Annotated in this window: 22 protein-coding genes; 14 read left to right on the forward strand and 8 right to left on the reverse strand. The window is 71.6% G+C overall.

The features are described from left to right. Positions 1-57 precede the first annotated feature (57 nt). On the forward strand, positions 58-558 hold the full coding sequence (gene lspA, locus ABZX22_RS18690) for a signal peptidase II (protein WP_354910359.1): 501 nt from the start codon (positions 58-60) through the stop codon (positions 556-558). Then, the gene (locus ABZX22_RS18695; RefSeq protein WP_354910362.1) at positions 551-1,480 is read left to right on the forward strand and encodes an RluA family pseudouridine synthase; all 930 of its coding nucleotides are present in this window, start codon (positions 551-553) and stop codon (positions 1,478-1,480) included. Before lspA ends, ABZX22_RS18695 begins: the two co-directional genes overlap by 8 nt. Here the strand turns inward: ABZX22_RS18695 and ABZX22_RS18700 are convergent. Genes ABZX22_RS18700 through ABZX22_RS18710 form a run of 3 tightly spaced genes read right to left on the reverse strand, consistent with a single transcriptional unit; the run spans position 1,477 to position 6,709 of the window. Further along, positions 1,477-2,979 carry a serine/threonine-protein kinase gene (locus tag ABZX22_RS18700; RefSeq protein WP_354910364.1) on the reverse strand — a complete coding sequence of 501 codons (1,503 nt, stop codon included), beginning with the start codon at positions 2,977-2,979 and terminating at the stop codon, positions 1,477-1,479. The two genes, ABZX22_RS18695 and ABZX22_RS18700, sit on opposite strands and share 4 nt — an antisense overlap. A 31-nt stretch (positions 2,980-3,010) precedes the next feature. After that, on the reverse strand, positions 3,011-4,711 hold the full coding sequence (locus ABZX22_RS18705; protein ID WP_354910366.1) for a protein kinase: 1,701 nt from the start codon (positions 4,709-4,711) through the stop codon (positions 3,011-3,013). 9 nt (positions 4,712-4,720) lie between these two features. Then, complete coding sequence (locus ABZX22_RS18710) at positions 4,721-6,709, reverse strand: protein kinase (protein ID WP_354910368.1); 1,989 nt, start codon at positions 6,707-6,709, stop codon at positions 4,721-4,723. A 241-nt stretch (positions 6,710-6,950) separates the two neighbouring features. Between ABZX22_RS18710 and ABZX22_RS18715 the strand changes: the two genes are divergently transcribed. Continuing rightward, the gene (locus ABZX22_RS18715) at positions 6,951-7,775 is read left to right on the forward strand and encodes a chorismate mutase (RefSeq protein ID WP_354910370.1); all 825 of its coding nucleotides are present in this window, start codon (positions 6,951-6,953) and stop codon (positions 7,773-7,775) included. Here ABZX22_RS18715 and ABZX22_RS18720 read toward each other — a convergent pair. Then, a complete protein-coding gene (locus ABZX22_RS18720) occupies positions 7,738-9,105 on the reverse strand; it encodes an amino acid permease (protein ID WP_354910373.1) in 1,368 nt (455 codons plus the stop codon). The two genes, ABZX22_RS18715 and ABZX22_RS18720, sit on opposite strands and share 38 nt — an antisense overlap. A gap of 184 nt (positions 9,106-9,289) precedes the next feature. On the opposite strand from ABZX22_RS18720, the gene dnaE reads away from it, so the two are divergent. Further along, positions 9,290-12,817 carry a DNA polymerase III subunit alpha gene (gene dnaE, locus ABZX22_RS18725; protein ID WP_354910375.1) on the forward strand — a complete coding sequence of 1,176 codons (3,528 nt, stop codon included), beginning with the start codon at positions 9,290-9,292 and terminating at the stop codon, positions 12,815-12,817. Between the two features lie 37 nt (positions 12,818-12,854). On the opposite strand, the gene ABZX22_RS18730 is transcribed toward dnaE, so the two are convergent. Together ABZX22_RS18730 and murA are read right to left on the reverse strand one after the other, a co-directional pair. After that, positions 12,855-15,044: a transglycosylase domain-containing protein gene (locus ABZX22_RS18730; protein WP_354910378.1), complete on the reverse strand. Its 2,190-nt coding sequence runs from the start codon at positions 15,042-15,044 to the stop codon at positions 12,855-12,857. Between the two features lie 163 nt (positions 15,045-15,207). Then, positions 15,208-16,518: a UDP-N-acetylglucosamine 1-carboxyvinyltransferase gene (gene murA, locus ABZX22_RS18735; RefSeq protein WP_354910381.1), complete on the reverse strand. Its 1,311-nt coding sequence runs from the start codon at positions 16,516-16,518 to the stop codon at positions 15,208-15,210. Between the two features lie 66 nt (positions 16,519-16,584). Between murA and ABZX22_RS18740 the strand changes: the two genes are divergently transcribed. Continuing rightward, positions 16,585-17,103, forward strand: coding sequence for a hypothetical protein (locus ABZX22_RS18740; RefSeq protein ID WP_354910383.1), 519 nt, complete (start codon positions 16,585-16,587; stop codon positions 17,101-17,103). 18 nt (positions 17,104-17,121) lie between these two features. Here the strand turns inward: ABZX22_RS18740 and ABZX22_RS18745 are convergent, their stop codons facing one another. Beyond that, positions 17,122-18,492, reverse strand: a complete 1,371-nt coding sequence (locus ABZX22_RS18745; RefSeq protein WP_354910385.1) for an amidase — start codon at positions 18,490-18,492, stop codon at positions 17,122-17,124. Between the two features lie 63 nt (positions 18,493-18,555). Then, positions 18,556-19,053 (reverse strand): Cys-tRNA(Pro) deacylase, encoded by a 498-nt coding sequence (ybaK, locus tag ABZX22_RS18750; protein WP_354910387.1) that lies wholly within the window; start codon positions 19,051-19,053, stop codon positions 18,556-18,558. Positions 19,054-19,194: 141 nt separating this feature from the next. Between ybaK and hisD the strand changes: the two genes are divergently transcribed. The 9 genes from hisD to hisF are packed head-to-tail and all read left to right on the forward strand — an operon-like array spanning position 19,195 to position 25,346. Next, positions 19,195-20,502, forward strand: coding sequence for a histidinol dehydrogenase (gene hisD / locus ABZX22_RS18755; protein WP_354910390.1), 1,308 nt, complete (start codon positions 19,195-19,197; stop codon positions 20,500-20,502). Beyond that, complete coding sequence (locus tag ABZX22_RS18760; protein WP_354910392.1) at positions 20,499-21,569, forward strand: histidinol-phosphate transaminase; 1,071 nt, start codon at positions 20,499-20,501, stop codon at positions 21,567-21,569. The genes hisD and ABZX22_RS18760 overlap by 4 nt, the downstream gene beginning before the upstream one ends. 44 nt (positions 21,570-21,613) lie before the next feature. Further along, positions 21,614-22,225 (forward strand): imidazoleglycerol-phosphate dehydratase HisB, encoded by a 612-nt coding sequence (hisB, locus tag ABZX22_RS18765; protein ID WP_354910535.1) that lies wholly within the window; start codon positions 21,614-21,616, stop codon positions 22,223-22,225. 43 nt (positions 22,226-22,268) lie between these two features. After that, a complete protein-coding gene (locus tag ABZX22_RS18770; protein ID WP_354910395.1) occupies positions 22,269-22,424 on the forward strand; it encodes a hypothetical protein in 156 nt (51 codons plus the stop codon). Then, entirely contained in the window at positions 22,421-23,053 is a 633-nt protein-coding gene (hisH, locus tag ABZX22_RS18775; protein ID WP_354910398.1) for an imidazole glycerol phosphate synthase subunit HisH, read from the forward strand. The genes ABZX22_RS18770 and hisH overlap by 4 nt, the downstream gene beginning before the upstream one ends. A 51-nt stretch (positions 23,054-23,104) precedes the next feature. Further along, entirely contained in the window at positions 23,105-23,434 is a 330-nt protein-coding gene (locus ABZX22_RS18780) for a hypothetical protein (RefSeq protein ID WP_354910399.1), read from the forward strand. A gap of 5 nt (positions 23,435-23,439) precedes the next feature. Further along, complete coding sequence (priA, locus tag ABZX22_RS18785) at positions 23,440-24,162, forward strand: bifunctional 1-(5-phosphoribosyl)-5-((5-phosphoribosylamino)methylideneamino)imidazole-4-carboxamide isomerase/phosphoribosylanthranilate isomerase PriA (RefSeq protein ID WP_354910400.1); 723 nt, start codon at positions 23,440-23,442, stop codon at positions 24,160-24,162. A 21-nt stretch (positions 24,163-24,183) separates the two neighbouring features. After that, positions 24,184-24,588, forward strand: a complete 405-nt coding sequence (locus ABZX22_RS18790) for a Rid family hydrolase (protein ID WP_354910537.1) — start codon at positions 24,184-24,186, stop codon at positions 24,586-24,588. Next, the gene (hisF, locus tag ABZX22_RS18795; protein ID WP_354910403.1) at positions 24,585-25,346 is read left to right on the forward strand and encodes an imidazole glycerol phosphate synthase subunit HisF; all 762 of its coding nucleotides are present in this window, start codon (positions 24,585-24,587) and stop codon (positions 25,344-25,346) included. The genes ABZX22_RS18790 and hisF overlap by 4 nt, the downstream gene beginning before the upstream one ends. Positions 25,347-25,370: the final 24 nt, after the last annotated feature.

The following is a 25,370-nucleotide window of genomic DNA, read 5'->3' on the forward strand; positions in this document are numbered from 1 at the left end:
GCCGATGGTGAGACGAGCGGAAGGCCGGTCGGGCGACGCCTGATCGGCCTTCTCGCGTTGATCGCGGTCGTGATCTACGCCCTCGACCTGCTCACCAAGACGCTGGTGCTGCGGTCGCTCGAAGGCGGGCCGCCGCTGGTGATCATCCCCGACCTGCTGCAGTTCAGGGTCATCTTCAACTCGGGGGCCGCCTTCAGCATCGGCACCGGGATGACCTTCGTCTTCACCATCGTCGCCGCCGGCGTGGTCATCGCGATCCTGCGCACCGCGCGCAAGCTGCGCAGCCTGCCGTGGGCGATCACGCTGGGCATGCTGCTCGGCGGGGCGCTCGGCAACCTCACCGACCGGCTGCTGCGCTACCCCGCCGGCTTCGGCCGTCCCGCCGCCGGCCAGCTGCAGGGTCACGTGGTCGACTTCATCGAGACCTTCCCCGGGCACTTCCCCGTCTGGAACGTCGCCGACTCGATGATCGTGTGCGGCGGCATCCTGGCGGTCCTCCTGGCCTGGCGCGGCTACCAGATCGACGGCACCAGGGAGGTGTCCGGCAAGAATGGCTGAACAGCGCAGCCTGCCCGTCCCCGACGGGCTCGAAGGAGAACGCCTCGACGCGGCCCTGTCGCGGCTGTTCGGCTTCTCCCGCACCCGGGCCGCCGAACTGATCGGCTCGGGCGACGTCCTGGTCGACGGCGCCACGGCCGCCAAGTCCGACCGGGTGCACGCCGGCGCGTGGCTCGACGTCACGCTGCCGCCCCCGCCGACCACGCCCATGCCCGTGGCCGAGCCCGTCCCCGGCATGACGATCATCTACGAGGACGACGACATCGTCGTGGTCAACAAGCCGATCGGCGTCGCCGCCCACCCCACCGTGGGCTGGACGGGCCCGACGGTGATCGGCGGCCTGCTCGGCACCGGCCACCGGGTGGCCACCAGCGGCGCGGCCGAACGGCAGGGCATCGTGCACCGCCTCGACGCCAACACCACCGGCGCGATGGTCGTGGCCAAGAGCGAGCACGCCTACTCCGTGCTCAAGCGCGCCTTCAAGGAGCGCACCGTCGACAAGCGCTACCACGCGCTGGTGCAGGGCCACCCCGACCCGTTCAGGGGCACGGTCGACGCGCCCATCGACCGCCACCCGTCGGGCGACGGCAGGTTCGCGGTGGTGGCCGGCGGCAAGCCGTCGGTGACCCACTACGACACCGTCGAGGCGTTCAGGGCGGCGTCGCTGCTCGACATCAAGCTGGAGACGGGGCGCACCCACCAGATCCGCGTCCACATGGCCGCGCTGCGCCACCCGTGCGTCGGCGACCTGCTGTACGGCGCCGACCCCACGCTCGCGGCCCGGCTCGGGATGACCAGGCAGTGGCTGCACGCGGTCTCACTCGGCTTCGAGCACCCGTCGAGCGGCGAGTGGATGTCCTTCAGCAGCGACTACCCCGACGACCTGCAGAAGGCGCTCGACACCGTGCGGGCGGAGTCCTAGGCCCTGCCCTTGTCCCTGTCCTTGTCAGTGGTCTTGTCCGTGTCCTTGTCAGTGGCCTTGGCGCCGTCCTTGGTCGTGCTCCTGTCCTTGGCGTGACCCCTGTCCTGGGTCCTGCGGGCCATGCCGCCCAGGCCCTCGTCGGGCTCCACCTGGCCGGGAGCGCTGTCCGACGGCTCCTGCGTCCGCGTCTCGGCGGGTGGCGCGGAGGTCTTCTCCTTCGACTTCGTCGGTGACGGCCGGTCGGCGTCCGACCGGCTGTCGGGCGGCGCCTCGGGCGAGGAGTCGCTCGTGGCGGGCGGGTCCCGCCGCTCGTCGTAGGTGCCCGTGCTCCGGCGGTCCTCTGACACCGAGCGGGTCCGCGCGGGCGCCGGCACCGGCGCGGCGGTCGCCGTGGGCGTGGAGACGATGAGCGGCACGGAGGCGGGCTTCGGCTGCTGCCGTTGGGGGCCGGGGTCACGGCTCGACATCCAGGCCATCCCGCCGGCGGCCAGCGCCACCGCGACCGCCGCCGCGGCGAGCGCGACCAGCGGGGGCCGGCGCCGGACGGGCAAGCGGCCGCGCTGGCCCGCTCCGGCCCGCGTGACAGCCGGTACGGCCGACCGCGAGGCCGTGTCCGCCGCCATCATGTCCGCCGCCATCATGTCCGCCGCCATCGCGACCGGCGCGGTCGACTCGGGCGCGATGCCCAGCACGATCATGCGCATGCGCCGCTCGGCCTCGTCCAGGCCCATCCGCTCGGCCGGGTCCTTGCGCAGCAGCCCGGAGATCACCGGAGCCAGCGGCCCCGCCGTCGACATCGGCAGCGGCTCCTCGTGCATGACGGCCGCCATCGTGGCCAGCGGGTGGCCGCGCTGGAAGGGCGAGTGCCCCTCCACGACCGTGTAGAGCGTGACCCCCAGCGACCACAGATCCGAGGCGGGCAGCGCGGAGCCGCCGGCGGCCCGCTCGGGCGCGATGTAGGCCGGGGTGCCGACCAGGACCCCCGTCCTGGTCACGGGGACGTCGTCCTCGGTGGTGGCGATGCCGAAGTCGGTCAGCACCGCCCTGCCGTCCTCGGCCAGCAGCACGTTGTCCGGCTTGACGTCGCGGTGCAGCACGCCTACCGCGTGCGCGGCCCGCAGCGCCCCCAGGAGCTCCACCCCGATGGCCGCCACCCTGGCGGGCTCGAGCGGCCCCGCGTCGCGCACCATGGCGCCCAGCGTGCGCGAGCGGACCAGCTCCATCACGATCCAGGGGTGGCCCGCGTCCTCGACCACGTCGTAGACGGTGGCCACTCCTGGATGGGCGACCCTGCCGGCGGCCCTGGCCTCGCGCAGGGTGCGCACCGTGAAGACCTCGCGCTCCGGCCCCGGCAGATCGGGCGGCGGCACCACCTCCTTGACCGCCACGTCGCGGCCGAGGACCTCGTCGTGGGCCTGCCACACCGTCCCCATGCCGCCGCGGCCGATGGTCTTGAGGAGGCGATAGCGTCCGCCGATGATCTCCGAGGATTCGGACATGAAGGACGGACTACCCCGTAATTGCCGGAGCTCACGCGGGCTGGAAGGTCTTCACGAACGTGTCGAAGAACGCCAGGCCCTTCCGCCACGAAGCCTCCGGCGTCTCCCAGTAGATCGCGTACGGCCGGCCGTCCTCGAGCCTGAACCCGCGGTTGACCACGTGGATGGTCTCGCCGTCCCTGATCCTGGTGAACTCCCAGTCGGCGGCGGACACCCCGAGGTAGGTGAGCGGCCGGATGCCCAGTCGCCGGTAGCCCGCGAACTGGCCCTTGGCGCGGATCTCCTTCTCCAGGCGCTGCCATGCCTCGACGGGGTCGCGCACCGGGTCGTCCGCCTCGGTCCACTCGATGATCAGCGTGCCGGGAGCGCCGGGACCCGTCACGCTCACGCTGTCGCGGCCGGGGGTCTTCTTCGCGGTCCACCCGGCGGGCACCGAGACGGAGAAGCGGCCCAGCTTGCTGGTCAGCTCGCGCCAGCCGGGGCCGGCCGACGGACTTCCGGTGGCGGAGGGAGTGCTGGAGGAGGTCGGCGTACCGCTGGTCGGCGTGGGCCGCGCGGTGGGTGAGGGGGGTGAAGCGTCGGGCCGCATCGCCAGCCAGACGCCGCCACCGGCCAGCGCGGCGGCCAGCACGGCGCTCGGGACGGCCCACAGCAGCGGCGAGCGCCGCCTGGCCGGCCGCGCGGTCGTGGCGGCGTCGCGGGCCGCCGGAGGCGTGCGCGGCGCGTGGCCGGCCTGCCCGGTCCCGGGCTCGGTGAGCGTGGCGGGTGGCCGGGTCGCGGGCGGCCCGGCGGCGTTCTCGACCCGCTGCACGGCGGGCTGGACGCCCCGCGGCCCGGCGGGCTGGCCGTCCTGCGGCCCGGCGGGGTGGAGGCTCTGCGGTCCGGCGGGGTGCAGGCCGTACGGCGCGGCGGGCTCCAGTCCCGGCGGCCGGGCGGGGGGCTCCAGCGCCGCGAGCCTCGCGGCCACCTCATGGGCGCCCATCCGCGCCGCAGGGTCACGTCGCAGCAGCCCCGTGATCACGGGCGTGAGCGGGCCGGCCAGACGCGGCGGCTCGGGCGGGTCACGCAGGACCGCCGCCACCGTCGCCGCCCACGAGTCCCGCCGGTACGGCGCGTCGCCCTCCACCGCCGTGTGCAGCATGGCGCCCAGCGACCACAGGTCGGAGGCCGGGGTGGCGGGCAGGCCGTTGAGCCGCTCCGGGGGCATGTAGGCGGGCGTGCCGACCAGGTTGCCGGTGGCGGTCAGGCCCGCCTCGGCGTCGACGGCGGCGATGCCGAAGTCGGTCAGCACCACCCGGCCGTCCTCGGCCAGCAGCACGTTCTCCGGTTTGACGTCGCGGTGCAGCACGCCGGCCGCGTGCGCGGCCCGCAGCGCGCCCAGCACGGCGCCGCCGACCCTGGCCGCCTCCGGCACGGGCAGCGGACCCCGCTGCCTGATCACCTCGGCCAGCGACCGCGAGCGCACCAGCTGCATCACGATCCAGGGCCGGCCGTCCTCCTCGATCACATCGTGGATGACGATCACGTTGGGATGGTCGAGCCGGCCGGCCGCACGCGCCTCCCTGATGGTGCGCTCGTTGAGCTGGGCGCGTTTCTGCTCGCCGATCCCGGTGTAGCGGACCTCCTTGATCGCCACCGTCCGGTCGAGCAGGTCGTCGTAGGCGCGCCACACGATGCCCATCCCGCCCTCGCCGATGGGTTCGATCAGGCGGTACCTGTTGCCGACTCGCACCACCGAAGCCTACTTGGCGGGTTTGAAACTCGCCGCGAAGGCGTCGAAGAAACGCAGGTCACGCTTCCAGTTCTCGTCAAGGGTGTGCCAGTAGATCGCGTAGCCGCGGCCGTTGTCGGTGACGAACCCGCGGTTGCGCACCCTCGTCTTGCCGGTGTTGGTGTTCCAGGTGAACTCCCAGTCGGCGGCGGCCTTCATGTAGTCGACCTTCTTGATGCGGAGCAGCTTGTAGCCGCCGAAGTTGTACTTGGCGCTCGGCTCCTGCTTCTTCCAGTCGCCCAGGGGATCGTCGCCGGGGTTGGTCGCCTCCTCGATCATGACGTAGGAGTTGGACGAGGCGCCCGGTCCGCGGAAGTAGACCTGGTTGCCCTTGCGCTGGTAGGTCTTCCACTCGGGGGGCAGGCCGATCGAGAAGCCCATCTCCTCGTCCTTGTACATCCGCCAGCCCTCGGGAAGCGCCTCCGCGGTGGCCGAGGGCGTCGGGGCAGGGGTGGCAGGCGGGGTCGCCGCCGCCGAGGGCGCGGCGGCGGTGGTCGTCGTCGCCGTCGCGGTGACCGTGGTGGTCACCTTCTGGGCCGGCTCCTGCGAGCTGCGGGGGGAATCGTTCTCGGCAGAGCGCAGCCCGAGCAGGCCGGCCACGCCGCCGACGACCAGGATGGCGATGGCCACGGCGACGAAAGGGAGCACGCGGCGGGCCGGCGCCGCCGGTTCGGGGGCGATCGTGGGCGTCTCGGGCAGGCGCATGCCCGTCTCGAACAGCTCGGCCGGCGAGTCGGACGCGGCCGGCAGCGCCGCGGTGGGCGGGGGAGCCTCGGGCGCGGCACCGGCGGACCCGGCGGCCCTGGCGGACGCGGTGGAGCCGGTGGGCGCGGTGTGCGCCGTGGGCCTGGCGGGCTTGGCGGGCTTGGCGGTGGGTGTTCCCGCCTTGGCCGGTGCGGATCCGGTCCTGGCGGCGGCCGCGCCGGAGCCGGCCGGTGCGGGGCGCTTGGGCGCGGCCGGCCTGTTCGTGGCCGTCCTGTCCCGCGCGGTCTTGGGCGGGGAAGACTTCGTGGCGGCGGGTTTGGCTCCGGCGGGCGGCTCGATCGCGGGCAGGCTGGGGTCGGTGGGGGTGTCGTCCACGTCGGGTACGGCGGGCACGGCGAGCGGACGCGAGACCCTGACGGTCTCGTTCTGGGTCTGCTCGATGATCCTGCGCAGCATCCTGGCCGTCTCGTCGACGGACAGCCGCTGGACCGGCTCCTTGGCCAGCAGGCCGTCCAGGACCGGCTCGAGCGGCCCTGCCTTGGCGGCGGGCGCGGGGTCGTCGTTGAGCACCGCCATCATGGTCGCCATCGCCATGCCGCGCTCGTGCGGGGCCTTGCCCTCGACCGCGGTGTAGAGCGTGGCGCCCAGCGACCACAGGTCCGACTCTCGCCGGGCGGGCAGGCCCTTGAGCCGCTCGGGCGCGATGAACGCGGGCGTGCCGGCCAGGCCCGTCATGGTCAGCGCGGTCTCGGTCTCCAGCGTGGCGATGCCGAAGTCGGTCAGGACGACCCTGCCGTCCTCGGCCAGCAGCACGTTCTCGGGCTTGACGTCGCGGTGCAGCACGCCTGCGTCGTGGGCGCCCTTGAGCGCCTCCAGGACGGCCAGGCCGATCTCGGCCACCCGCCGGGGCGGGAGCGGCCCCTCGGTCTTGATCGCCTGGCCCAGCGAGCGGGAGGGGACCAGCTGCATGACGATCCACGGCCGGTCGTCCTCCTCGATCACGTCGTGGACGACGATCACGTTCGGATGGGTGAACCGGGCCGCCGCGCGCGCCTCGCGCATGGTGCGCCGGTTGAGCAGCTGCACCTCGTCGCCCAGAACGGCCGCGTAGCGGACCTCCTTGACCGCGACCTCGCGGTCGAGCAGCTCGTCATGGGCGCGCCAGACGATGCCCATGCCGCCGCGCCCGATGGGCTCCTTCAGGTGGTACCGGCCGGCGACGCGGCGTCCGGCGTGCTGCTGTCCATCCGACATCAACGGCCTCAAACCCCCTTCTAAGCCTAGAAATACTCCCATAGGGATCGGGTAGCAGCGACCCGTGTAGTCTTAGATCCATGACTCCTCGCTACACGTTTATCGAGCCGGCTCCCGGAGGGCCGGTCATGCGGTAGCGACCACCTGGAGCCGGCGACAGGCAGAGACCCGAGGTCTCTGCCCTTTTTCTTTCCTGGAGACCGCCGGCTCCGCACGGACCGGCTTGAGCGTTGGGATCGAGATGTCTTCCACCCTCGAAAAGCGTCCCGCCGTCACCCGATGGATCAGCCTGCGCCCGCACCACGGGCGGGTGCGGGTGGAGGACGTGCTCGACGGCCCGGTGTACGTCGAGCCGTCCTCGGCCGACGACCTGCCCGCCATCGCCGAGCGCGCCGCGGGCGTGGTGGTGGGGGCGGCCTGGATGCGGGACCTCCCGCTGGTGCGGGCGACGGCCAGGCTCGGCCTGCCGGTGATCGTGCAGCGCGGCCACGCCGCGACCCTGGAGGAGTGGCTGGCCGTCGCCGACTCCTGCGCGGCCGAGGGCAACGACCAGGTGGCCCTGTGCGAGAGCGGCGGTCAGACCCCCGCCGGCCACCTGGCCCTCGACCTGTCGCTGCTGCGCGCCGCCAAGGCCCGCTCGGGACGGCCGGTGCTGGCCGAGGTCTCCGCCGACCCCTCCCTGGCCGGCGCCGCCGTCGCGGCGGGCGCCGACGGCCTGCTGCTGTCGCCCTCGGCCGCCGACGAGGAGGTCGCCCAGGCGCGCGAGGCGGCCACGCTCTTCGGCGCGCTGGCGCGCCACGACACCCCCGAGACCCTGGCCGAGGCCCGAGCCGCCGTCGACAGGGTGGACGCCGCCCTCGCCACCCTCCTCGAACGGCGGGCCGAGCTGGCCGGTGTCATCCAGGCGCTCAAGCCCGTCGGCGGGTTCGCCGGCCGCGACATGGAGCGGGAACGTCAGCTGGTGGCCAGGATGGCCGAGCGTGCACCCAGGCTCGGCGTCGAGCGCCTCGCCCCGATCATGAACGCGGTCATCGAAGCGGGCCTGCACCTCGCCGAGGAGAGCTGACCACCTTCCACCCGAGGGCGATGGCCGCGGCGAGCACGGGGATGAGGAAGAAGGCCACCCGCTGGTCCTGGTCGGCGAAGGCCATCAGCACCACCACCAGCGCCAGGAAGCCCAGCGTGAACCAGTTGGCGTACGGCGAGCCCGGCATCGGGAAGCTCGAGCGGTGCCCGGTACGCCGCAGCAGCAGCTGGCAGTACACCAGGGTGCCCCACGTGGTGATCACGCCGAGCGAGGCTACGGCGGTGGCGATGGCGAAGGCCCGCTCGGGGAGGAAGTAGAACAGCACGACCCCCGCGAGGAAGACCGCCGCGGTCATCAGGATCCCCCCGTAGGGGACGTGGCGGGAGCTCAGGTTGCCGGTGAAGTGCGGCGCCTCGCCCTTCAACGCCATGGCCCGCACGATGCGCCCGGTCGAGTACAGGCCCGAGTTCAAGGAGGAGGTGGCCGCCGTGATGACGACGAGGTTCATCGCGTCGGCCACCCACGGCACCCCCAGGTGGTCGAAGACCGTGACGAACGGTGACTCGTCGGCGCTGTAGGCCGTCCACGGCAGCACCATGGCCAGCAGCAGGATCGAGCCCACGTAGAAGACCGCGATGCGCCACACCACGCCGTTGATCGCCCTCGGCATGACCTGCCGGGGGTTCTTGGTCTCACCCGCCGCGATGCCCACCAGCTCGATCGAGGCATAGGCGAAGACGACCGCCTGCAGGCTCATCAGCACCACGGGGAAGCCGTTGGGGAAGAACCCGCCGTGGGCCACGAGGTTGGCCGCGCCGGCCTGGGTGCCGCCCACGTTCGCGCCGGTGATCACCAGGAACAGGCCGGCGACCAGGAAGGCGCAGATGGCAAGCACCTTCAGCAGGGCGAACCAGAACTCCAGCTCGCCGAAGACCCGGACCGACAGCAGATTGACCGTCAGCACGAAGCCCAGCGCGATCAGCGCGGTCAGCCACTGCGGGAAGCGCGGCGCCCAGTAGTGGACGTAGGTGGCGACCGCCGTCAGCTCGGCGATGCCGGTGAAGGCCCAGTTGATCCAGTACATCCAGCCGCTGGTGAAGGCGGCCCACGGTCCGATGAACTCGGCCGCGTACTCCACGAAGGAGCCCGAGGTGGCCCGGTAGAGCACCAGCTCGCCGAGCGCCCGCATGACGAAGAAGGCGGCCAGGCCGGCCACCGCGTACGACAGCACGAGCGCGGGCCCCGCCGCGGCCAGACGCCCGCCCGCGCCGAGGAACAGCCCGACGCCGATGGCACCGCCGATCGCGATCATCTGCACCTGGCGGTTGCCCAGCGCGTGGGAGTACCCCTCTTCCAGCTGCGCGCACACCGTGCCTCCTTCGTCACAAGAACGATATATGCGCAGGCTGGAAGGGTTCGCGAGGGCTCGCCGGGCAACCTGTAGCCGAGGCCGTACACCTCGTCAGACGGTGGCGCCGACGGCCGGAAAAGTCGGTGCGGAGCACTAGGCTCGAAGCCTGCACATCCGCTCTCGATCGAGGAGGCGCCGCTCCATGTCGTCCAGCGACTCGTTTGTACACCTGCACGTACACACCGAGTACTCCATGCTGGACGGGGCCGCGCGCCTCAAGCAGATGTTCAAACAGGTCGGCGAGCTGGGCATGCCCGCCATCGCCATCACCGACCACGGCAACATGCACGGCGCCTACGACTTCTACAGGCAGGCGACCGCCGCCGACATCAAGCCGATCATCGGCATCGAGGCCTACGTCGCCCCCGAGCTGCGCCACAACAAGCGGCCGGTGCTCTGGGGTGAGCCGCACCAGAAGAAGGACGACGTCTCCGCGGGTGGCTACTACACCCACATGACGATCTGGGCGCGCAACAGGGCGGGCCTGCACAACCTGATGCGCCTGTCGTCGCGGGCCTACACCGAGGGTTTCGTGCGCAAGTGGGCGCGCATGGACGCCGAGATCCTCGCCGAGCACGCCGACGGCCTGATGGCCACCACCGGCTGCCCCTCCGGCGAGGTGCAGACCAGGCTGCGCCTCGGCCAGTACGACGAGGCCGTCAAGGCCGCCGCGAGGTTCCAGGACATCTTCGGCAAGGACAACTACTTCCTGGAGATCATGGACCACGGGCTCGACATCGAGCGCAGGGTCCGCGACGGGCTGACCAGGATCAGCAAGGAACTGGGCATCCCCCCGCTGGTCACCAACGACTCGCACTATACCTACGAGTCCGACGCCGCCTCCCACGACGCCCTGCTGTGCATCCAGACCGGCAAGCAGCTGTCCGACCCCGACCGCTTCCGCTTCGACGGCAGCGGCTACTACATCAAGTCGGCCGACGAGATGCGCGCCGTCGACTCCTCCGACCTGTGGGCCGAGGGCTGCCGCAACACGCTGCTGGTGGCCGAGAAGGTCGACCCGACGGGGTTCTTCACGCACAAGAACCTCATGCCGACCTTCCCCATCCCCGACGGGATGACCGAGGAGGAGTTCTTCCGCCAGGAGGTGTGGAAGGGCCTGGAGCGGCGCTTCCCCGACGGCGTAGACGAGGAGCACCGGGCCTGGGCCGAGAACGAGCTCGGCGTCATCCTCCAGATGGGCTTCCCGAGCTACTTCCTCGTGGTCGCCGACTTCATCATGTGGGCCAAGAACAACGGCATCAGGGTGGGTCCCGGCCGTGGTTCGGCGGCCGGCTCGCTGGTGGCCTACGCGCTCGGCATCACCGACCTCGACCCGATCCCGCACGGCCTGATCTTCGAGCGGTTCCTCAACCCCGAACGTGTCTCCATGCCCGACGTCGACATCGACTTCGACGAGCGCAGGCGGGCCGACGTGATCCGCTACGTCACCGAGAAGTGGGGCGCCGACAAGGTCGCCATGATCGCCACGTTCGGCACCATCAAGGCGAAGGCCGCCATCAAGGACGCCGGTCGCGTGCTGGGCTACCCGTACGCGCTGGGCGACCGGGTGTCCAAGGCCTTCCCGCCCGCGGTGATGGGCAAGGACATCCCGCTGTCGGGCATCTTCGACAAGGACCACCCCCGCTACGCCGAGGCCGGCGAGCTGCGCCGCCTGTACGAGGAGGACGTCGACGTCAAGGCGACGATGGACCTCGGCAGGGGCCTGGAGGGCCTGATCAGGCAGACCGGCGTCCACGCCGCCGGCGTCATCATGTCCGCCGAGGTGCTCACCGACTACATCCCGGTCATGCGCCGCGACTCCGACGGCGCGATCATCACGCAGTTCGACTACCCGACCTGCGAGACGCTCGGCCTGCTGAAGATGGACTTCCTGGGCCTGCGCAACCTCACGATCATCGACGACTGCCTGAAGGCCATCGAGCTCACCAGCGGCGAGAAGATCGAGCTGCTCGACCTGCCGCTCGACGACGTCAAGACCTACGAGCTGCTGGCCCGCGGCGACACCCTCGGCATCTTCCAGCTCGACGGCGGCGGCATGCGCTCGCTCATGCGGCTCATGCGCCCCGACAACTTCGAGGACATCTCCGCCGCCCTCGCGCTCTACCGGCCCGGCCCGATGGGCGCCAACTCGCACACCAACTACGCGCTGCGCAAGAACGGCCAGCAGGAGATCACCCCGATCCACCCGGAGCTGGAGGAGCCGCTCAAGGACATCCTCGACACGACCTACGGCCTGATCGTCTACCAGGAGCAGGTCATGGCCATCGCCCAGCGGGTGGCCGGCTACTCCCTCGGCGGCGCCGACCTGCTGCGCCGCGCCATGGGCAAGAAGAAGAAGTCCGAGCTGGACAAGCAGTACGAGTTCTTCGAGAAGGGCATGAAGGACAACGGCTTCTCGCCGGCTGCCATCAAGGCCCTGTGGGACATCCTGCTGCCCTTCTCCGACTACGCCTTCAACAAGGCCCACACCGCCGGCTACGGCCTGGTCGCGTACTGGACCGCCTACCTCAAGGCCAACTACCCGGCCGCCTACATGGCCGCGCTGCTCACCTCGGTCAAGGACGACAAGGACAAATCGGCCCTCTACCTCAACGAGTGCCGCCGCATGGGCATCAAGGTCTTCCCGCCGGACGTCAACGACTCCGACTTCGACTTCACGCCGCACGACACCGACATCCGCTTCGGCCTGTCGGCCATCCGCAACGTCGGCGGCAACGTCGTCGACGGCATCCTGGCGGCCCGCAAGGAGAAGGGCCGCTACGCCGACTTCAAGGACTTCCTGCGCAAGGTGCCGGCGATCGTCTGCAACAAGCGGGTGATCGAGTCGCTGATCAAGGCGGGCGCCTTCGACTCCCTCGGCCACGTCCGCAAGGGCCTGGTCATGGTGCACGAGCAGGCCGTCGACGCGATCATCGACATCAAGAAGAACGAGGCCATCGGCCAGGACTCCCTGTTCGGCGCCGTCGACGGCGGCGAGGACCAGACCTTCGACGTGCAGATCCCGGTCGGCGAGTGGGACAAGAACACCCTGCTGCAGTTCGAGCGGGAGATGCTCGGCCTCTACGTCTCCGACCACCCGCTGTTCGGCGTGGAGCACATCCTGGCCTCCGGTGCCGACTGCTCGATCGCCTCGCTGCAGGACGAGAGCCGCGCCGACGGTCAGGTCGTGACGGTCGGCGGCATCCTGTCGGGCGTGCAGCGCAAGGTCACCAAGAAGGGCGACACCTGGGTGCTGACCCAGCTGGAGGACCTCGAGGGCGCGATCGAGGTGATGATCTTCCCGTCGGCCTACCAGCTGTGCTCGACGATCCTGGCCGAGGACGCCATCGTCTTCGTCAAGGGGCGCATCGACAAGCGCGAAGACGTGGCCAAGATCATCGCGATGGAGGTGACGGCGCCCGACCTCACCCAGGAGGCGGGCGGCCCGCTGCTGGTCAGCCTGCCGCTGAGCCGGTGCACGCCGCCGGTGGTCGGCCGGCTGAAGGAGATCCTGACCACCCACCCCGGCACCTCCGAGGTGCACCTGCAGGTGCACAACGGCCCCAAGACCACGGTCATGCGGGTGGAGGACCGGCTGCGGGTGACACCCTCACCGGCCCTCATGGGCGACCTCAAGCAACTCCTCGGCCCCGCCTGCCTGGGCGGCTGACACCGGCACCGGCGGCCCGCCCTCGTCACCCGTCCGGTCAGCGGCGGCGGGCCTGGTGTCTGGTCATCCACCGGTAGAACCGGCGGTACCGCTCGCGGTACTTCTGCACGTAGCGGCGGATCTCCGCGCGCCGGGCCGCGGCCTCCGCCTTGGCCAGCCCCGGGGTGTGCCCGCCGCCGAAGCGGCTCATGTCGGGGCGGGTGAACGACGTCGCGTCGGTGTCGCGCAGCGCCGACTCCATCGAGGCCACCCAGATCGGCCCCGGCAGCGACGCGCCCTGCACCGAGCCGTACGACTCGTCGCCGATCGTCACCCCCTGCAGCGGGTAGCGGTAGGAGCCGCGGATGTCGCCCACGCTCACCGCCGCCGCGAGGTCAGGGGTGTATCCGGCGAACCAGGCCGCGGTGTAGCCGTCGGTGGTGCCGGTCTTGCCCGCCGCGGGCCTGCCGATGCCCTGCCCCTTCATCGTGCCCTTGGTGAACACCCCGGACAGCACGTGGTTGACCGCGTCGGCCACGTCCCGCTCCAACGCCTGCGAGCAGGTGGGCCGCACGGTGGTGCGCAGCCCCTGGCTGTCGGTGATGTCGACGAGCGCCATCGGACGGCAGTAGCGCCCGCGGGCGGCGAAGGCGGCGAAGGCGGCGGCCACGGTGAGCGGGTCCATCTCGTTGACACCGAGCGTGAAGGTGGGCACCTCGCGCAGCGGGGTGCCGTCGGCCCTGACGATGCCCAGCGACTTGGCCGTCTTGACCACCTCGCACAGGCCGACCCTGCGCTCCAGCATCATGTAGAAGATGTTCACCGAGTTCCACGTGCCCGTGGACAGGCTGTGCGGGCCGCCCTTGCCCTCGCCGCTGGCGTTGTAGATCGTGGTGGTCGGCGCGTTGACCGGCCGGCCCGCGCAGTTGCGGTAGCCGTCGGCGGGGACGAAGCTGCCGGGCGTCTTGAAGCCCTGGTCGAAGCGCCAGCCCTGCTTGAGCGCGGTGGCCAGGGTGAACGCCTTGAACGTCGAGCCGGCCTGCAGTCCCATCCCGCCGCCGTGCTTGACGTCGGCGGGCAGGTTGAAGGTGGTCCTGGGCCCGTTCTTGCGGTCGCCGGGATTGCGGCCGAACCTCTTGCTGGCCGCCAGCGCCCTGATCCTGCCCGTGCCGGGCTCGACCATCGCCTCGGCGGCGACCTCGGTGTCCACGGGGTGCACCCGCTGCCTGATCGCCTGCTCTGCGGCGCGCTGCGCGACGGGGTCGAGCGTGGTGCGCAGCACGAGCCCGCCCATGGACAGGCGGCGCTCCCGTTCGGCCGTGGTGTCGCCGAAGACGGGGTTGGTCAGCAGTTCGCGCTGCACGTAGAGGCAGAAGTACGGGTACTCGCTCTCGGCGCACCCGCCGGGTTCGGGCCGCAGCCTGATGTCCAGCGGCTGCCGTTTGGTGGCCGCCGCCGTCTCGGCGGAGATCATTTTCAGGCTCGCCATGCGGTCCAGGACGATGTCGCGGCGCTCCAGCAGCCGCGCCCGCCGTTCAGGGCCCAGTGAAGGATCGGTGGTGTACGGCAGGCGCACCGCCCCCGCCAGCGTCGCCGCCTGGGCCAGCGTGAGGCTGCCGGCCGTGGTGGAGAAGAAGCGCCGGGCCGCCGCCTCGACCCCGTAGGCGCCCGCCCCGAAGTAGGCGATGTTGAGATACCGCTCGAGGATCTCGTCCTTGCGGTACTTGTCCTCCAGCGCCAGGGCGTAACGCAGCTCGCTGATCTTGCGGGACAGGTTGGGCGCGCGGGCGGCCTGCCGTTCCTTCTCGGTGTCGGCGTTCTCGACCAGGATGTTCTTCACCAGCTGCTGGGTCAGCGACGAGCCGCCCTGCTTGATGCCGCCCGCCTGGGTGTTGGTGATGATCGCGCGCAGGGTGCCTTTGATGTCCAGGCCGGCGTGCTCGTAGAAGCGGGCGTCCTCGATGGCCACGATGGCGTCGCGCATCGCCGGCGCCACCTGGGCGAGCGTCACGGGCGTCCGGTTGGCCTTGTAGAACTGCGCGAACGGCTTGCCGTTCTTGTCCAGCAGCGTGGTGACCTGCGACAGCGGCTCCTCGCGCGGGGCGGGTGGCAGGTCGGTGAAGGTGGCGGCGGCTTCGCGGACGGCGATTCCGGCCCCGCTGACCGCCGGGACCGCCACCGCCGCGGTCAGCACGCCGCCGATCGCGCCCGCCATGCCGAGCCCGACGACGCATCTGAGCACAGTCACTCAGATGATCTGCAACGCGGACGAGGGCGCCAAACGCCTGCTTCAGCAGCCTTTGCGATCTGCAAACGCGCTCATGGAACGCGCGCCGCGCCCGATCGGCCCCCTCTGTCCGGTTGACGGCCGTGCCCGGTCAGCCTCTGTGTCCGGTAACGGCCGTGCCCGGTCAGCCCTCTCGGTGGAGGTCCAGGCCGAGCGAGCGGAACTGCTCGAACGGGCGGTGGTAGCCCCGCTCGATGTGGTGCACGCCGCGCAGCCTGGAGGAGCCGTCGGCCACCGCGGCGGCCAGCACCGCCGAGAAGCCCGCCCTGATGTCGGGCAGCATCACGTCGGCGCCGCGCAGCTTGGACACCCCGCGCACCACGGCCGAGTGCTTGGCGTTGGTGTCGTGGTAGCGGCAGGCCGGACCACCGAGGCACTGGTCGAAGACCTCGATCTCGCAGCCCATCTGCTGCAGCGCGGGCACGTAGACCAGGCGGTTCTCGAAGACCGTCTCGTGCAGCACCGACATGCCCTGGCTCTGGGTGAACAGCACCATCAGCGGCGTCTGCCAGTCGGTCATGAACCCGGGATGGGTGTCGGTCTGCACGGCCGCCGAACGCAGCCCCTCGGGCGGCGCGGTGGCGCAGATGTAGTCGTCGTTGATGTCGAACTGGGCGCCCATCCTGGCCAGCGTGGTGATCGCGGTGACCAGGCGGTCCTGCGGGCAGCCGTGCACCCGCACCTCGCCCCTGGTGATGAGGCCCGCCGCCAGGTAGGAGAAGGCCTCGATGCGGTCGCCCGCGAGCCAGGTCTGCGCGCCGTGCAGTTCGGGCACGCCCTCGATGACGATCCGCCGGTCGGGGGACAGCTCGATCCTGGCGCCCATCCGCTGCAGGAACAGCGCCAGCTCGACCACCTCGGGCTCCATGGCGGCGTTCTTGATGACGGTCTTGCCCTCGGCGAGCACCGCCGACATCAGGATCGTCTCGGTCGCGCCGACGCTGGGGTAGGGCAGCTGGATCCTGGCGCCACGCAACCTGGTCGCCTTGGCGTGGATGCCGTCCTCGCCCACCTCGACCTCGGCGCCCATGGTCCGCAGCGCCTCGACGTGGAAGTTGACCGGCCTGCGTCCGATGGGGTCGCCGCCGACCAGCGGCACGAACGCCTCGCCGGCCAGGTGGAGCAGCGGGCCCAGCATGAGGATGGGGATGCGGTTCAGGCCGCTGAAGGCGTTGGGCACGCGGGGCTGGATCTGCCGCCCCTTCGCGATCCTGATCTCCTTCTTGGTGATCTCCACGTGGATGCCGAGCGCTTCCAGCATCGCCGCGGTGATGCCGACCTCACCCACCTCGGGGGCGTTGTGGATGGAGCTCTCACCGGTGCCGAGCATGGCCGCCACCATGTGCTTCGACACCGCGTTCTTGGATCCGCGGACCTCCACATCGCCACGCAGCGGACCGGAGGGCTCGATCAGCCAGACCTTGTCTTCAATCACGGCATGAGCCTAGCCGGGGGATACCATCGAGCAGGTTCGGACACACTTGTGAGGGGGAGTGGCCTCGTGGGGCATGTGCGGGCTTTCGCGGTGACCGTTCTGGCGCTGGCCGCCCTCGGCGTCCCCGCGGGTCTGGCCTGGTCCCTGCTCGCGCCCCGGGCGCCCTACGCGATCGTCAACGGCCGGCCGGTGCTGGCCGACCCCTCCACCCAGGCCCTCATCGCCGCCGACGGCTGGTTCGCCGTGGTCACGGGCGGCATCGGGCTGGTCTGCGCGGTCGTGGCGTGGAACCTGGCCCGTGACAGGCGCCTGGAGGTGCTGCTCGGGCTGGCGGCCGGCGGCGCCGCCGCGGCCTTCGTCGCGCAGTGGGCCGGCACGACCTTCACCCTCGCCCCGGTCACCGTGGAGGCCGCAGCCGCCGTGCCCGGCGTGAAGGTGGTGGCCGGAGCGCTCGTCCTGACCGCCAGGGGCGTGCTGGTGGCCTGGCCGCTGCTCGCGGTCGGGCTCTACGGGACGATGGAGGCCGTGGTCGCCTACCGCGAGTCGCCGCTGCGCCGGCCGTACGGGGAGATCGAGGGGCTGTAGACCGCTCTTCAGGCCGGGCTACAGATCGGGGCGGCGCGAGCCGTACCCGGTGGCCTGCTCGAAGGCGCGGGCCACGCGCAGCACCCTGGCGTCGGCGAACGGCCGGCCGACGACCTGCACGCCCACCGGCAGCCCCGTCGAGGTGAAGCCGGCCGGCACCGAGGCCGCGGGGGCGTGCAGGACGCTGATCCAGTACGCCGAGCGCATCCAGGCCAGGTAGTCGGGCAGCTTCACACCGTTGATCTCGTCGACGTAGGGCCGCTCGACGGGGAACGGCGGTACCTGGCTGACCGGCGCGACCAGCACGTCGTAGGTGTCGAAGAAGGCGGCCATGCGCTGGTAGAGGCCGCTGCGCAGCTTCTCGGCGCGGGCCAGGTCGGCGCCGGTCACCGTACGGCCCTGCTCGACGTTCCAGGCGGTGTTGGCGCCGAGCCTCTCCAGCTCGCCGAAGCTCAGCGCGTAGTACCAGGCGCGGTAGGTCCTGAAGGCGTCGTCGGCGTCGGACAGGTCGAGGTCCACGCGCTCCACGACGGCGCCGAGCCGGTCGAGCACCCGCACCGCCGCCTCCGTGACCGCCGCGGTCTCGGGGTCGACGGGCAGGCCGCCGAGGTCGGGGCTGAAGGCCACCCGCAGGCCGCGCACGGAGGTCTCCGGGTCGGGGGTGTACGGCTCGGTGATCGCGTACGGCGAGCGCGGGTCGAAGCCGGACATCACCGACAGCATGAGCTCCAGGTCCTCGACGGTCCTGGCCATCGGCCCCGAGACCGCCAGCGTGTACCAGGCGGCGGTGTCGGAGATGTCGGGAACGCGGCCCGGCGTCGGGCGCAGGCCGACCACGTTGCAGAAGCTGGCCGGGTTGCGCAGCGAGCCGCCCATGTCGGAGCCGTCGGCCAGCGGGACCATCCCGGTGGCCAGCGCCGCCGCGGCGCCCCCGCTGCTGCCGCCGGCGGATCTGGACAGGTCGTAGGGGTTGCGGGTGGCGCCGAACACCTCGTTGACGGTGTGCGAGCCGGTGCCGAACTCGGGCGTGTTGGTCTTGCCCACCGTGATCGCCCCGGCCTTCCTGAGCCGCTCGACCAGCAGGTCGTCCTGGCCGGGGACGTGGTGGGCGAACAGCGGCGAGCCGTACGTGGTCCTGATGCCCGCGGTGTCGACGAGATCCTTGTGGGCCACGGGCACGCCGTGCAGCGGACCTCGGGGCTCGCCCGCGTCGGCCGCCTTGGCCTGGTCGAGCGCCCGCTCGGCGACCAGCGTCACGATGGCGTTGACGGCCGGGTTGACCTGCTCGATGCGCGCCAGGTGGGCCTCGAGCAGCTCGACGGCGCTCACCTCGCGGGCCCGCACCAGGCGGGCCATCTCAGTGGCGGTGAGGTAGTGCAGTTCGGTCACTCTTGCGATCCTGCCGCATGCGCCCGCGCCCGGCGATGGCAAGGATTGCCAGCTGACCGGCCCTCAACCGGTCTTGGCGATCGGCGCGGTGGCCGCCCCGGTGAGCTCGACCAGGTTCGCCGGCGCGGTCTCGATCTGCAGGCCGCGCTTGCCGGCCGAGAAGTAGATCGTCTCGAAGTCCAGCGCGGAGGCGTCGACCACGGTGGGCAGCCGCTTGCGCTGCCCGAGGGGACTGATGCCGCCGACCACGTAGCCGGTGACCCGCTCGACCTTCGCCGCGTCGGCCATCGCGGCCCGCTTGCCGCCCAGCGCCGCGGCGAACGCCTTCAGGTCGAGCTTGCCCGCCACCGGCACGACCGCCACCGCGAGCCCGCTCTCGACCTCCGCCACCAGCGTCTTGAAGATCCTGTCGTACGGCAGGCCCAGCGCGTCGGCGGCCTCCTCGCCGTAGGCCTGGGCGTTGGCGTCGTGCTCGTAGGGGTGGAGCGTGAAGTCGACCTGTGCCTTGGCCAGCGCGACCGTCGCGGGGGTGCCCTGCCCGCCCTTCTTCGCCTTGCTCACGGTGCCGATCGTAGAGGATCGGCGGCCACGCCGTGCCTGCGGAAATGCCCCGCCATGCATGGAGAAACACGGCGAATGCCCTGGCTGTCCCGCAATATGGACGGAAGCGGTTGTGCCTGAGAGTGTCCGTAGACTGTATGGGTGATTTCCCGTATCGACCTGCGCGGCTCTCTGCCGGAGAACCTGCGCGACGTGCTGCCCCGCGCCGAACTCGACGTCGAGGCCGCCCTGGAGAAGGTGCGGCCCATCTGCGACGCGGTGCGCCATCGCGGGGCGGCAGCCGTTCGCGAGCTGACCGCCAGGTTCGACGGTGTCGAGATCACGTCCGCCAGGGTTCCCGCCGAGGCGATCCGGCAGGCGCTGGACGACCTTGACCCCAAGGTCAGGGCCGCCCTCGTCGAGTCGATCACGCGGGCCAGGAAGGTGCACCGCGACCAGCGGCGCACCGACACCACGACCCAGGTGGTCCCCGGCGGCACGGTCACCGAGCGGTGGGTGCCGGTCGAGCGCGTCGGCCTCTACGTGCCGGGCGGGCGCGCGGTCTACCCCTCCAGCGTGGTCATGAACGTCGTCCCAGCCCAGGAGGCGGGCGTCGAGTCGCTGGCCGTCACCAGCCCCGCGCAGAAGGAGTTCGGCGGGCTGCCGCACCCCACGATCCTGGCCGCCTGCGCGCTGCTCGGCGTGGACGAGGTCTACTCCGTCGGCGGGGCGCAGGCCGTGGCGATGTTCGCCTACGGCACCGAGGAGTGCCCGGCCGCCACCATGGTGACCGGACCAGGCAACATCTGGGTGGCCGCGGCCAAGCGGCTGCTCAAGGGCGTCATCGGCATCGACTCCGAGGCGGGCCCCACCGAGATCGCCATCCTCGCCGACGCCACCGCCGACCCCCGGCACGTGGCCGCCGACCTCATCAGCCAGGCCGAGCACGACGTCATCGCGGCGGCCGTGCTGGTCACCGACAGCGTCGAGCTGGCCGAGGCGGTCGAGAAGGAGCTGCCGGGACAGGTCGCCGCGACCCGCCACTCCGAGCGGATCTCCGAGGCGCTGGCCGGCCGGCAGTCGGGCATCGTGCTGGTCGACGACCTGGCCGCCGGGCTCAGGGTCGTCGACGCCTACGCCGCCGAGCACCTGGAGATCCAGACGGCCGGAGCGGCCGAGGTGGCGGCCAGGGTGCGCAACGCCGGCGCGATCTTCGTCGGTCCCTACAGCCCGGTGAGCCTGGGCGACTACCTCGCCGGCTCCAACCACGTGCTGCCCACCGGCGGGTGCGCCTGCCACTCCAGCGGGCTGTCGGTCCAGTCGTTCCTGCGCGGCATCCACGTGATCGACTACACCCGCGAGGCGCTGGCCGGGGCGGCCGAGCACACCTGCGTGCTCGCCGACGCCGAGGACCTGCCCGCCCACGGCGCCGCCATCCGCGCGAGGTTCGACTGGGAGATCCCCTCATGAGGTTCGACGACCTGCCGATCCGCGACGACCTGCGGGGGCGCAAGCCGTACGGTGCTCCCCAGCTCGACGTGCCGGTGCAGCTCAACACCAACGAGAACCCCTACCCGCCCTCCCAGGCGCTGGTCGACGACCTGGCCGAGGAGATCAGGCGCGGCGCGGCGGCGCTCAACCGCTACCCCGACAGGGACGCCCTGGCCCTGCGCCAGGACCTGGCCGACTACCTGGGCCACGGGCTGACCCGCGACATGGTCTGGGCCGCCAACGGCTCCAACGAGGTGCTCCAGCAGATCCTGCAGGCCTTCGGCGGCCACGGGCGCACCGCGATCGGCTTCGAGCCGTCCTACTCCATGCACCCGATCATCACCACCGGCACCAGCACGGAGTGGATCTCGGGCGCGCGCGAGGAGGACTTCTCGCTCGACCCCGGCAAGGCCGTCGCCGCGGTCGAGGAGCACCGGCCCGACATCGTCTTTTTGACCTCGCCCAACAACCCGACCGGCACCGCGCTGCCGCTGGAGACCATCGCGCGGGTCGCCGCGGCAGCTCCCGGCATGGTCGTGGTGGACGAGGCCTACGCCGAGTTCGCCCGCACCGGCACGCCGTCGGCGCTGACGCTGCTGGCCGACCACCCCCGGCTGATCGTGACGCGGACGATGTCCAAGGCGTTCGCCATGGCGGGCACCCGCCTGGGCTACCTGGCCGCGCACCCGGCCGTGGTCGAGGCGATGCTGCTGGTCCGGCTGCCGTACCACCTGTCGACGGTCACGCAGGCCACGGCCAGGGTCGCGCTGCGGCACCGGGCCGAGCTGCTCGGCACCGTCGACGCGCTCCGGCGCGAGCGCGACGACATCGTCGAATGGTTGCGCGGCAAGGGCTTGACGGTCGCCGATTCGGACGCGAACTTCGTGTTGTTCGGCCGGTTCGGCGACCGGCGCACGATCTGGGAGGGGCTGCTCCAGCGAGGCGTCCTGATCCGCGAGGTCGGGCCGCCCGAGTGGCTGCGGGTGTCGATCGGCACCACTGAGGAGATGACGGCATTCCGTGCAGCCCTGGAGGGGGTCCTGTGAGTGAGCGCAGCGAGCGAACCGATCGACACAGCTCGGCATCGAGGGTGGCCGACGAAGGCGGCCGCGCTCGAGTCGGACGTGTCGAGCGGGTGACGAAGGAGACGTCGGTCCTGGTCGAGGTGAACCTCGACGGCACCGGCGTGGTCGACGTCGCCACCGGGGTCGGGTTCTACGACCACATGCTTGCCCAGCTCGGCAAGCACGGTCTGTTCGACCTGACCGTCAAGACCGAGGGCGACCTGCACATCGACTCGCACCACACCATCGAGGACACCGCGCTGGCACTGGGCGCCGCCTTCCGCGAGGCGCTGGGCGACAAGTCCGGCATCAGGCGCTACGGCAACGCGTCCTGCCCGCTGGACGAGGCGCTCGCCGAGGTGACCGTCGACCTGTCCGGACGCCCCTACCTGGTGCACTCCGAGCCCGACGGCATGGCCCCCATGATCGGTCCCGAGTACGACACGACGATGACCCGGCACATTCTCGAGTCGTTCGTCGCCCAGGCGGCCGTCTGCCTGCACGTGCGCGTGCCGTACGGGCGCAACGCCCACCACATCGTCGAGGCCCAGTTCAAGGCGCTGGCCAGAGCGCTGCGCGAGGCCAGCGAGCGCGACCCGCGCGCCATCGGCGTCCCGAGCACCAAGGGCGTGCTGTGACCGAGTGCCGCCGGACGACCGGGCCGGCACGGGGGGAGGCCGCATGAGCGACAACTGGACGGCGATCGTGATGGTCTTCATCGGCCTGTTCCTGGTCGGCGGCGTGGTGTCGTTGATCAAGCAGGGCCTGCGGATCGGCGCGGTGGTCTGCGGCGTCGGCGCCGCGATGGCGCTGGTGGCGGGGGTGTTGTGGTGGTGAGCAAGAACGTCGTCGTCCTCGACTACGGCTCGGGCAACCTGCGCTCGGCCGAACGGGCGCTGGCCAGGACCGGCGCCCAGGTGACGGTCACCGCCGACTACGACGCCGCCATGGCCGCCGACGGCCTCGTCGTGCCGGGCGTGGGCGCGTTCGCGGCGTGCATGGCGGGGCTGAAGAGCGTCATCGGCGACAGGATCATCGGCCGCCGCCTGTCGGCCGGCCGTCCCGTGCTGGGGATCTGCGTCGGCATGCAGATCCTGTTCGAGCGCGGCGTGGAGCACGGCGTGGTCACCGAGGGGTGCGGCGAGTGGCCCGGCACGGTCGAGCACCTGGAGGCCCCCGTGCTGCCGCACATGGGCTGGAACACCGTCAAGGCGCCCGATGGCAGCGTGCTGTTCGCCGGGATCGACGCCGACACCCGCTTCTACTTCGTCCACTCCTACGGCGTGCGCGAATGGGAGCTGCATCCGGGCGAGGGCTTCGCCCCACCGCTGGTCACCTGGGCCGAGCACGGCGTGCCGTTCGTGGCCGCGGTGGAGAACGGCCCGCTGATGGCCACCCAGTTCCATCCGGAGAAGTCAGGCGACGCGGGTGCGGCCCTGCTGAAGAACTGGGTCGGCACGCTGTGAACGGGCCGCGGTGATGGCGCCCCCGCCCACCGGCAGGTCGGGGGCGGTGCCGTGAGCAAGGAACGGGCCCGGCGCCGGGCCGCCCGCGAGGCCGAGCGCGAGCGCGCCGCCCTGCTGAACGCCGAGCGGATGGCGCGCAGGTCGCGCCGCAGCGCCCTGCTCGCCCGGCTGGTCCCGCGCCCGGTCCGCTACGCCCGGCAGGGCGGGCTCATCGCCCGCCGCCAGCGGGCGCAGAACGGCCTCGTCGCTCTGCTCTTCCTCGTCGCCCAGCTGCTGGTCTGGCTGCTGTGGTCGTCGTGGCAGGTCAGCCTGGCCGTGTTCGTGCTCTCCCTGCTGTTCGTCCCTGTGATCGTCACGCTCGCCTTTGACCGGAGGACCTGAGGAACATGTCGTTCGTACTGCTGCCCGCCGTGGATGTCGTCGACGGCCAGGCCGTACGCCTCGTGCAGGGGGAGGCCGGCACCGAGACGGGCTACGGCGACCCGCTGACCGCGGCACTGGCCTGGCAGGAGGCGGGCGCCGAGTGGATCCATCTGGTCGACCTCGACGCCGCCTTCGGCCGCGGCTCCAACAGGGAGCTGCTGGCCGACGTGGTCGGCAAGCTCGACATCAACGTGGAGCTGACCGGCGGCATCCGCGACGACGCCTCGCTGGCGGCGGCGCTGTCCACCGGCTGCCGCAGGGTCAACATCGGCACCGCGGCGCTGGAGAACCCGGACTGGTGCCGGCGCGTCATCGCCGAGCACGGTGACAAGATCGCGGTCGGGCTCGACGTGCGCGGTACCACACTCGCCGCCCGCGGCTGGACCGAGGAGGGCGGCGATCTCTGGGAGGTGCTCGACCGGCTCGATGCCGACGGCTGCCCCCGGTACGTGGTGACGGACGTGACCAAGGACGGAACACTGCGCGGACCGAACCTGGACCTGCTGCGCCAGGTCTGCGATCGAACCGACAAGCCCGTCGTCGCCAGCGGAGGGGTCTCCTCCCTCGACGACCTCGTCGCCCTCTCCTCTCTCGCGCCCCACGGCGTGGAGGGCGCGATCGTGGGCAAGGCACTGTACGCGCAGGCTTTCACGCTGGAAGACGCCCTGGCCGCGGTACGCGGCTAGGACCTGAGGGAGGGACGCGTGATGGGCCAGGCAGGCTGCGTGCGCGAAGGGACGAGGATCTTCTCCGGCGGCGTCTGGGAGGACAGGTACGGCTACGCCCGCGCCGTCGTGGCGGGGCCGCGGGTCGTGGTCTCCGGCTGCACGGCCACCGTCGACGGCGAGGTGCAGCACGAGGGCGACCCCTACCGGCAGGCCATGACCGCCTTCGACATCGCGCTCGACGCGGTGGAGGCGGCCGGGCTGACCAGGGAGGACGTGGTCATGGTGCGCTACTACGTGGTCGACGACGGCCACTACGACGCGGTCGGCACCGCGCTGTCGGAGGTGCTGGGGCACGTCAGGCCCGCGTGCACGGGCGTCAGGGTGGCCGGGCTGATCGACAAGCGGATGCTGGTGGAGATCGAGATCGAGGCGTTTCGAGCATGACTGTCGCGGTTCGAGTCATCCCGTGTCTGGACGTGGACGCGGGACGGGTGGTCAAGGGCGTCAACTTCGAGAACCTGCGCGACGCGGGTGATCCGGTGGAGCTGGCCCGCCGCTACGACGAGGAGGGCGCCGACGAGCTGACCTTCCTCGACATCACCGCCTCGTCGGGGGAGCGGGAGACGATGTTCGACGTGGTCCGCAGGACCGCCGAGCAGGTCTTCATCCCGCTGACCGTGGGTGGCGGTGTCCGTTCGGTCGACGACGTCGACAGGCTGCTGCGCGCCGGCGCGGACAAGGTGTCGCTCAACACCGCGGCCATCGCCCGGCCGGAGCTGCTGACCGAGGCCTCCCGGCGGTTCGGCGCCCAGTGCGTCGTGCTGTCGGTCGACGCCCGCAGGGCGCCGGGCACGCCCTCGGGCTTCGAGGTCACCACGCACGGCGGGCGGCGCGGCACCGGCATCGACGCGGTCGAGTGGGCGGCGCGCGGCCAGGAGCTCGGTGTGGGGGAGATCCTGCTCAACTCCATGGACGGCGACGGCACCCTTGACGGCTACGACCTGGAGATGCTGCGCGCCGTGCGGGCCGCGGTCAGCGTGCCGGTGATCGCCAGCGGCGGCGCCGGGCGGCTGGAGCACTTCCCGCCGGCCGTCGCCGCGGGCGCCGACGCGGTGCTGGCCGCGTCGGTGTTCCACTTCGGCACGCTGAAGATCTCCGAAGTGAAGGACAGCCTGCGCCAGGCCGGCCACCCGGTCAGGTAGCCGGCCGTCCCACGGTCGCGGACG

The organism is Nonomuraea sp. NPDC003804 (assembly GCF_040610675.1).
Taxonomy (GTDB): Bacteria; Actinomycetota; Actinomycetes; order Streptosporangiales; family Streptosporangiaceae; genus Nonomuraea.

Excerpts from the sequence above, each read along its gene's own strand:
- ABZX22_RS18715 (WP_354910370.1), top strand. The coding sequence starts at position 6,951 with ATGTCTTCCACCCTCGAAAAGCGTCCCGCCGTCACCCGATGGATCAGC.
- ABZX22_RS18710 (WP_354910368.1), bottom strand. The coding sequence starts at position 6,709 with ATGTCGGATGGACAGCAGCACGCCGGACGCCGCGTCGCCGGCCGGTAC.
- ABZX22_RS18790 (WP_354910537.1), top strand. The coding sequence starts at position 24,184 with ATGGGCCAGGCAGGCTGCGTGCGCGAAGGGACGAGGATCTTCTCCGGC.
- ABZX22_RS18695 (WP_354910362.1), top strand. The coding sequence starts at position 551 with ATGGCTGAACAGCGCAGCCTGCCCGTCCCCGACGGGCTCGAAGGAGAA.
- priA (WP_354910400.1), top strand. The coding sequence starts at position 23,440 with ATGTCGTTCGTACTGCTGCCCGCCGTGGATGTCGTCGACGGCCAGGCC.
- dnaE (WP_354910375.1), top strand. The coding sequence starts at position 9,290 with ATGTCGTCCAGCGACTCGTTTGTACACCTGCACGTACACACCGAGTAC.
- ABZX22_RS18700 (WP_354910364.1), bottom strand. The coding sequence starts at position 2,979 with ATGTCCGAATCCTCGGAGATCATCGGCGGACGCTATCGCCTCCTCAAG.
- ABZX22_RS18770 (WP_354910395.1), top strand. The coding sequence starts at position 22,269 with ATGAGCGACAACTGGACGGCGATCGTGATGGTCTTCATCGGCCTGTTC.
- hisF (WP_354910403.1), top strand. The coding sequence starts at position 24,585 with ATGACTGTCGCGGTTCGAGTCATCCCGTGTCTGGACGTGGACGCGGGA.
- ABZX22_RS18760 (WP_354910392.1), top strand. The coding sequence starts at position 20,499 with ATGAGGTTCGACGACCTGCCGATCCGCGACGACCTGCGGGGGCGCAAG.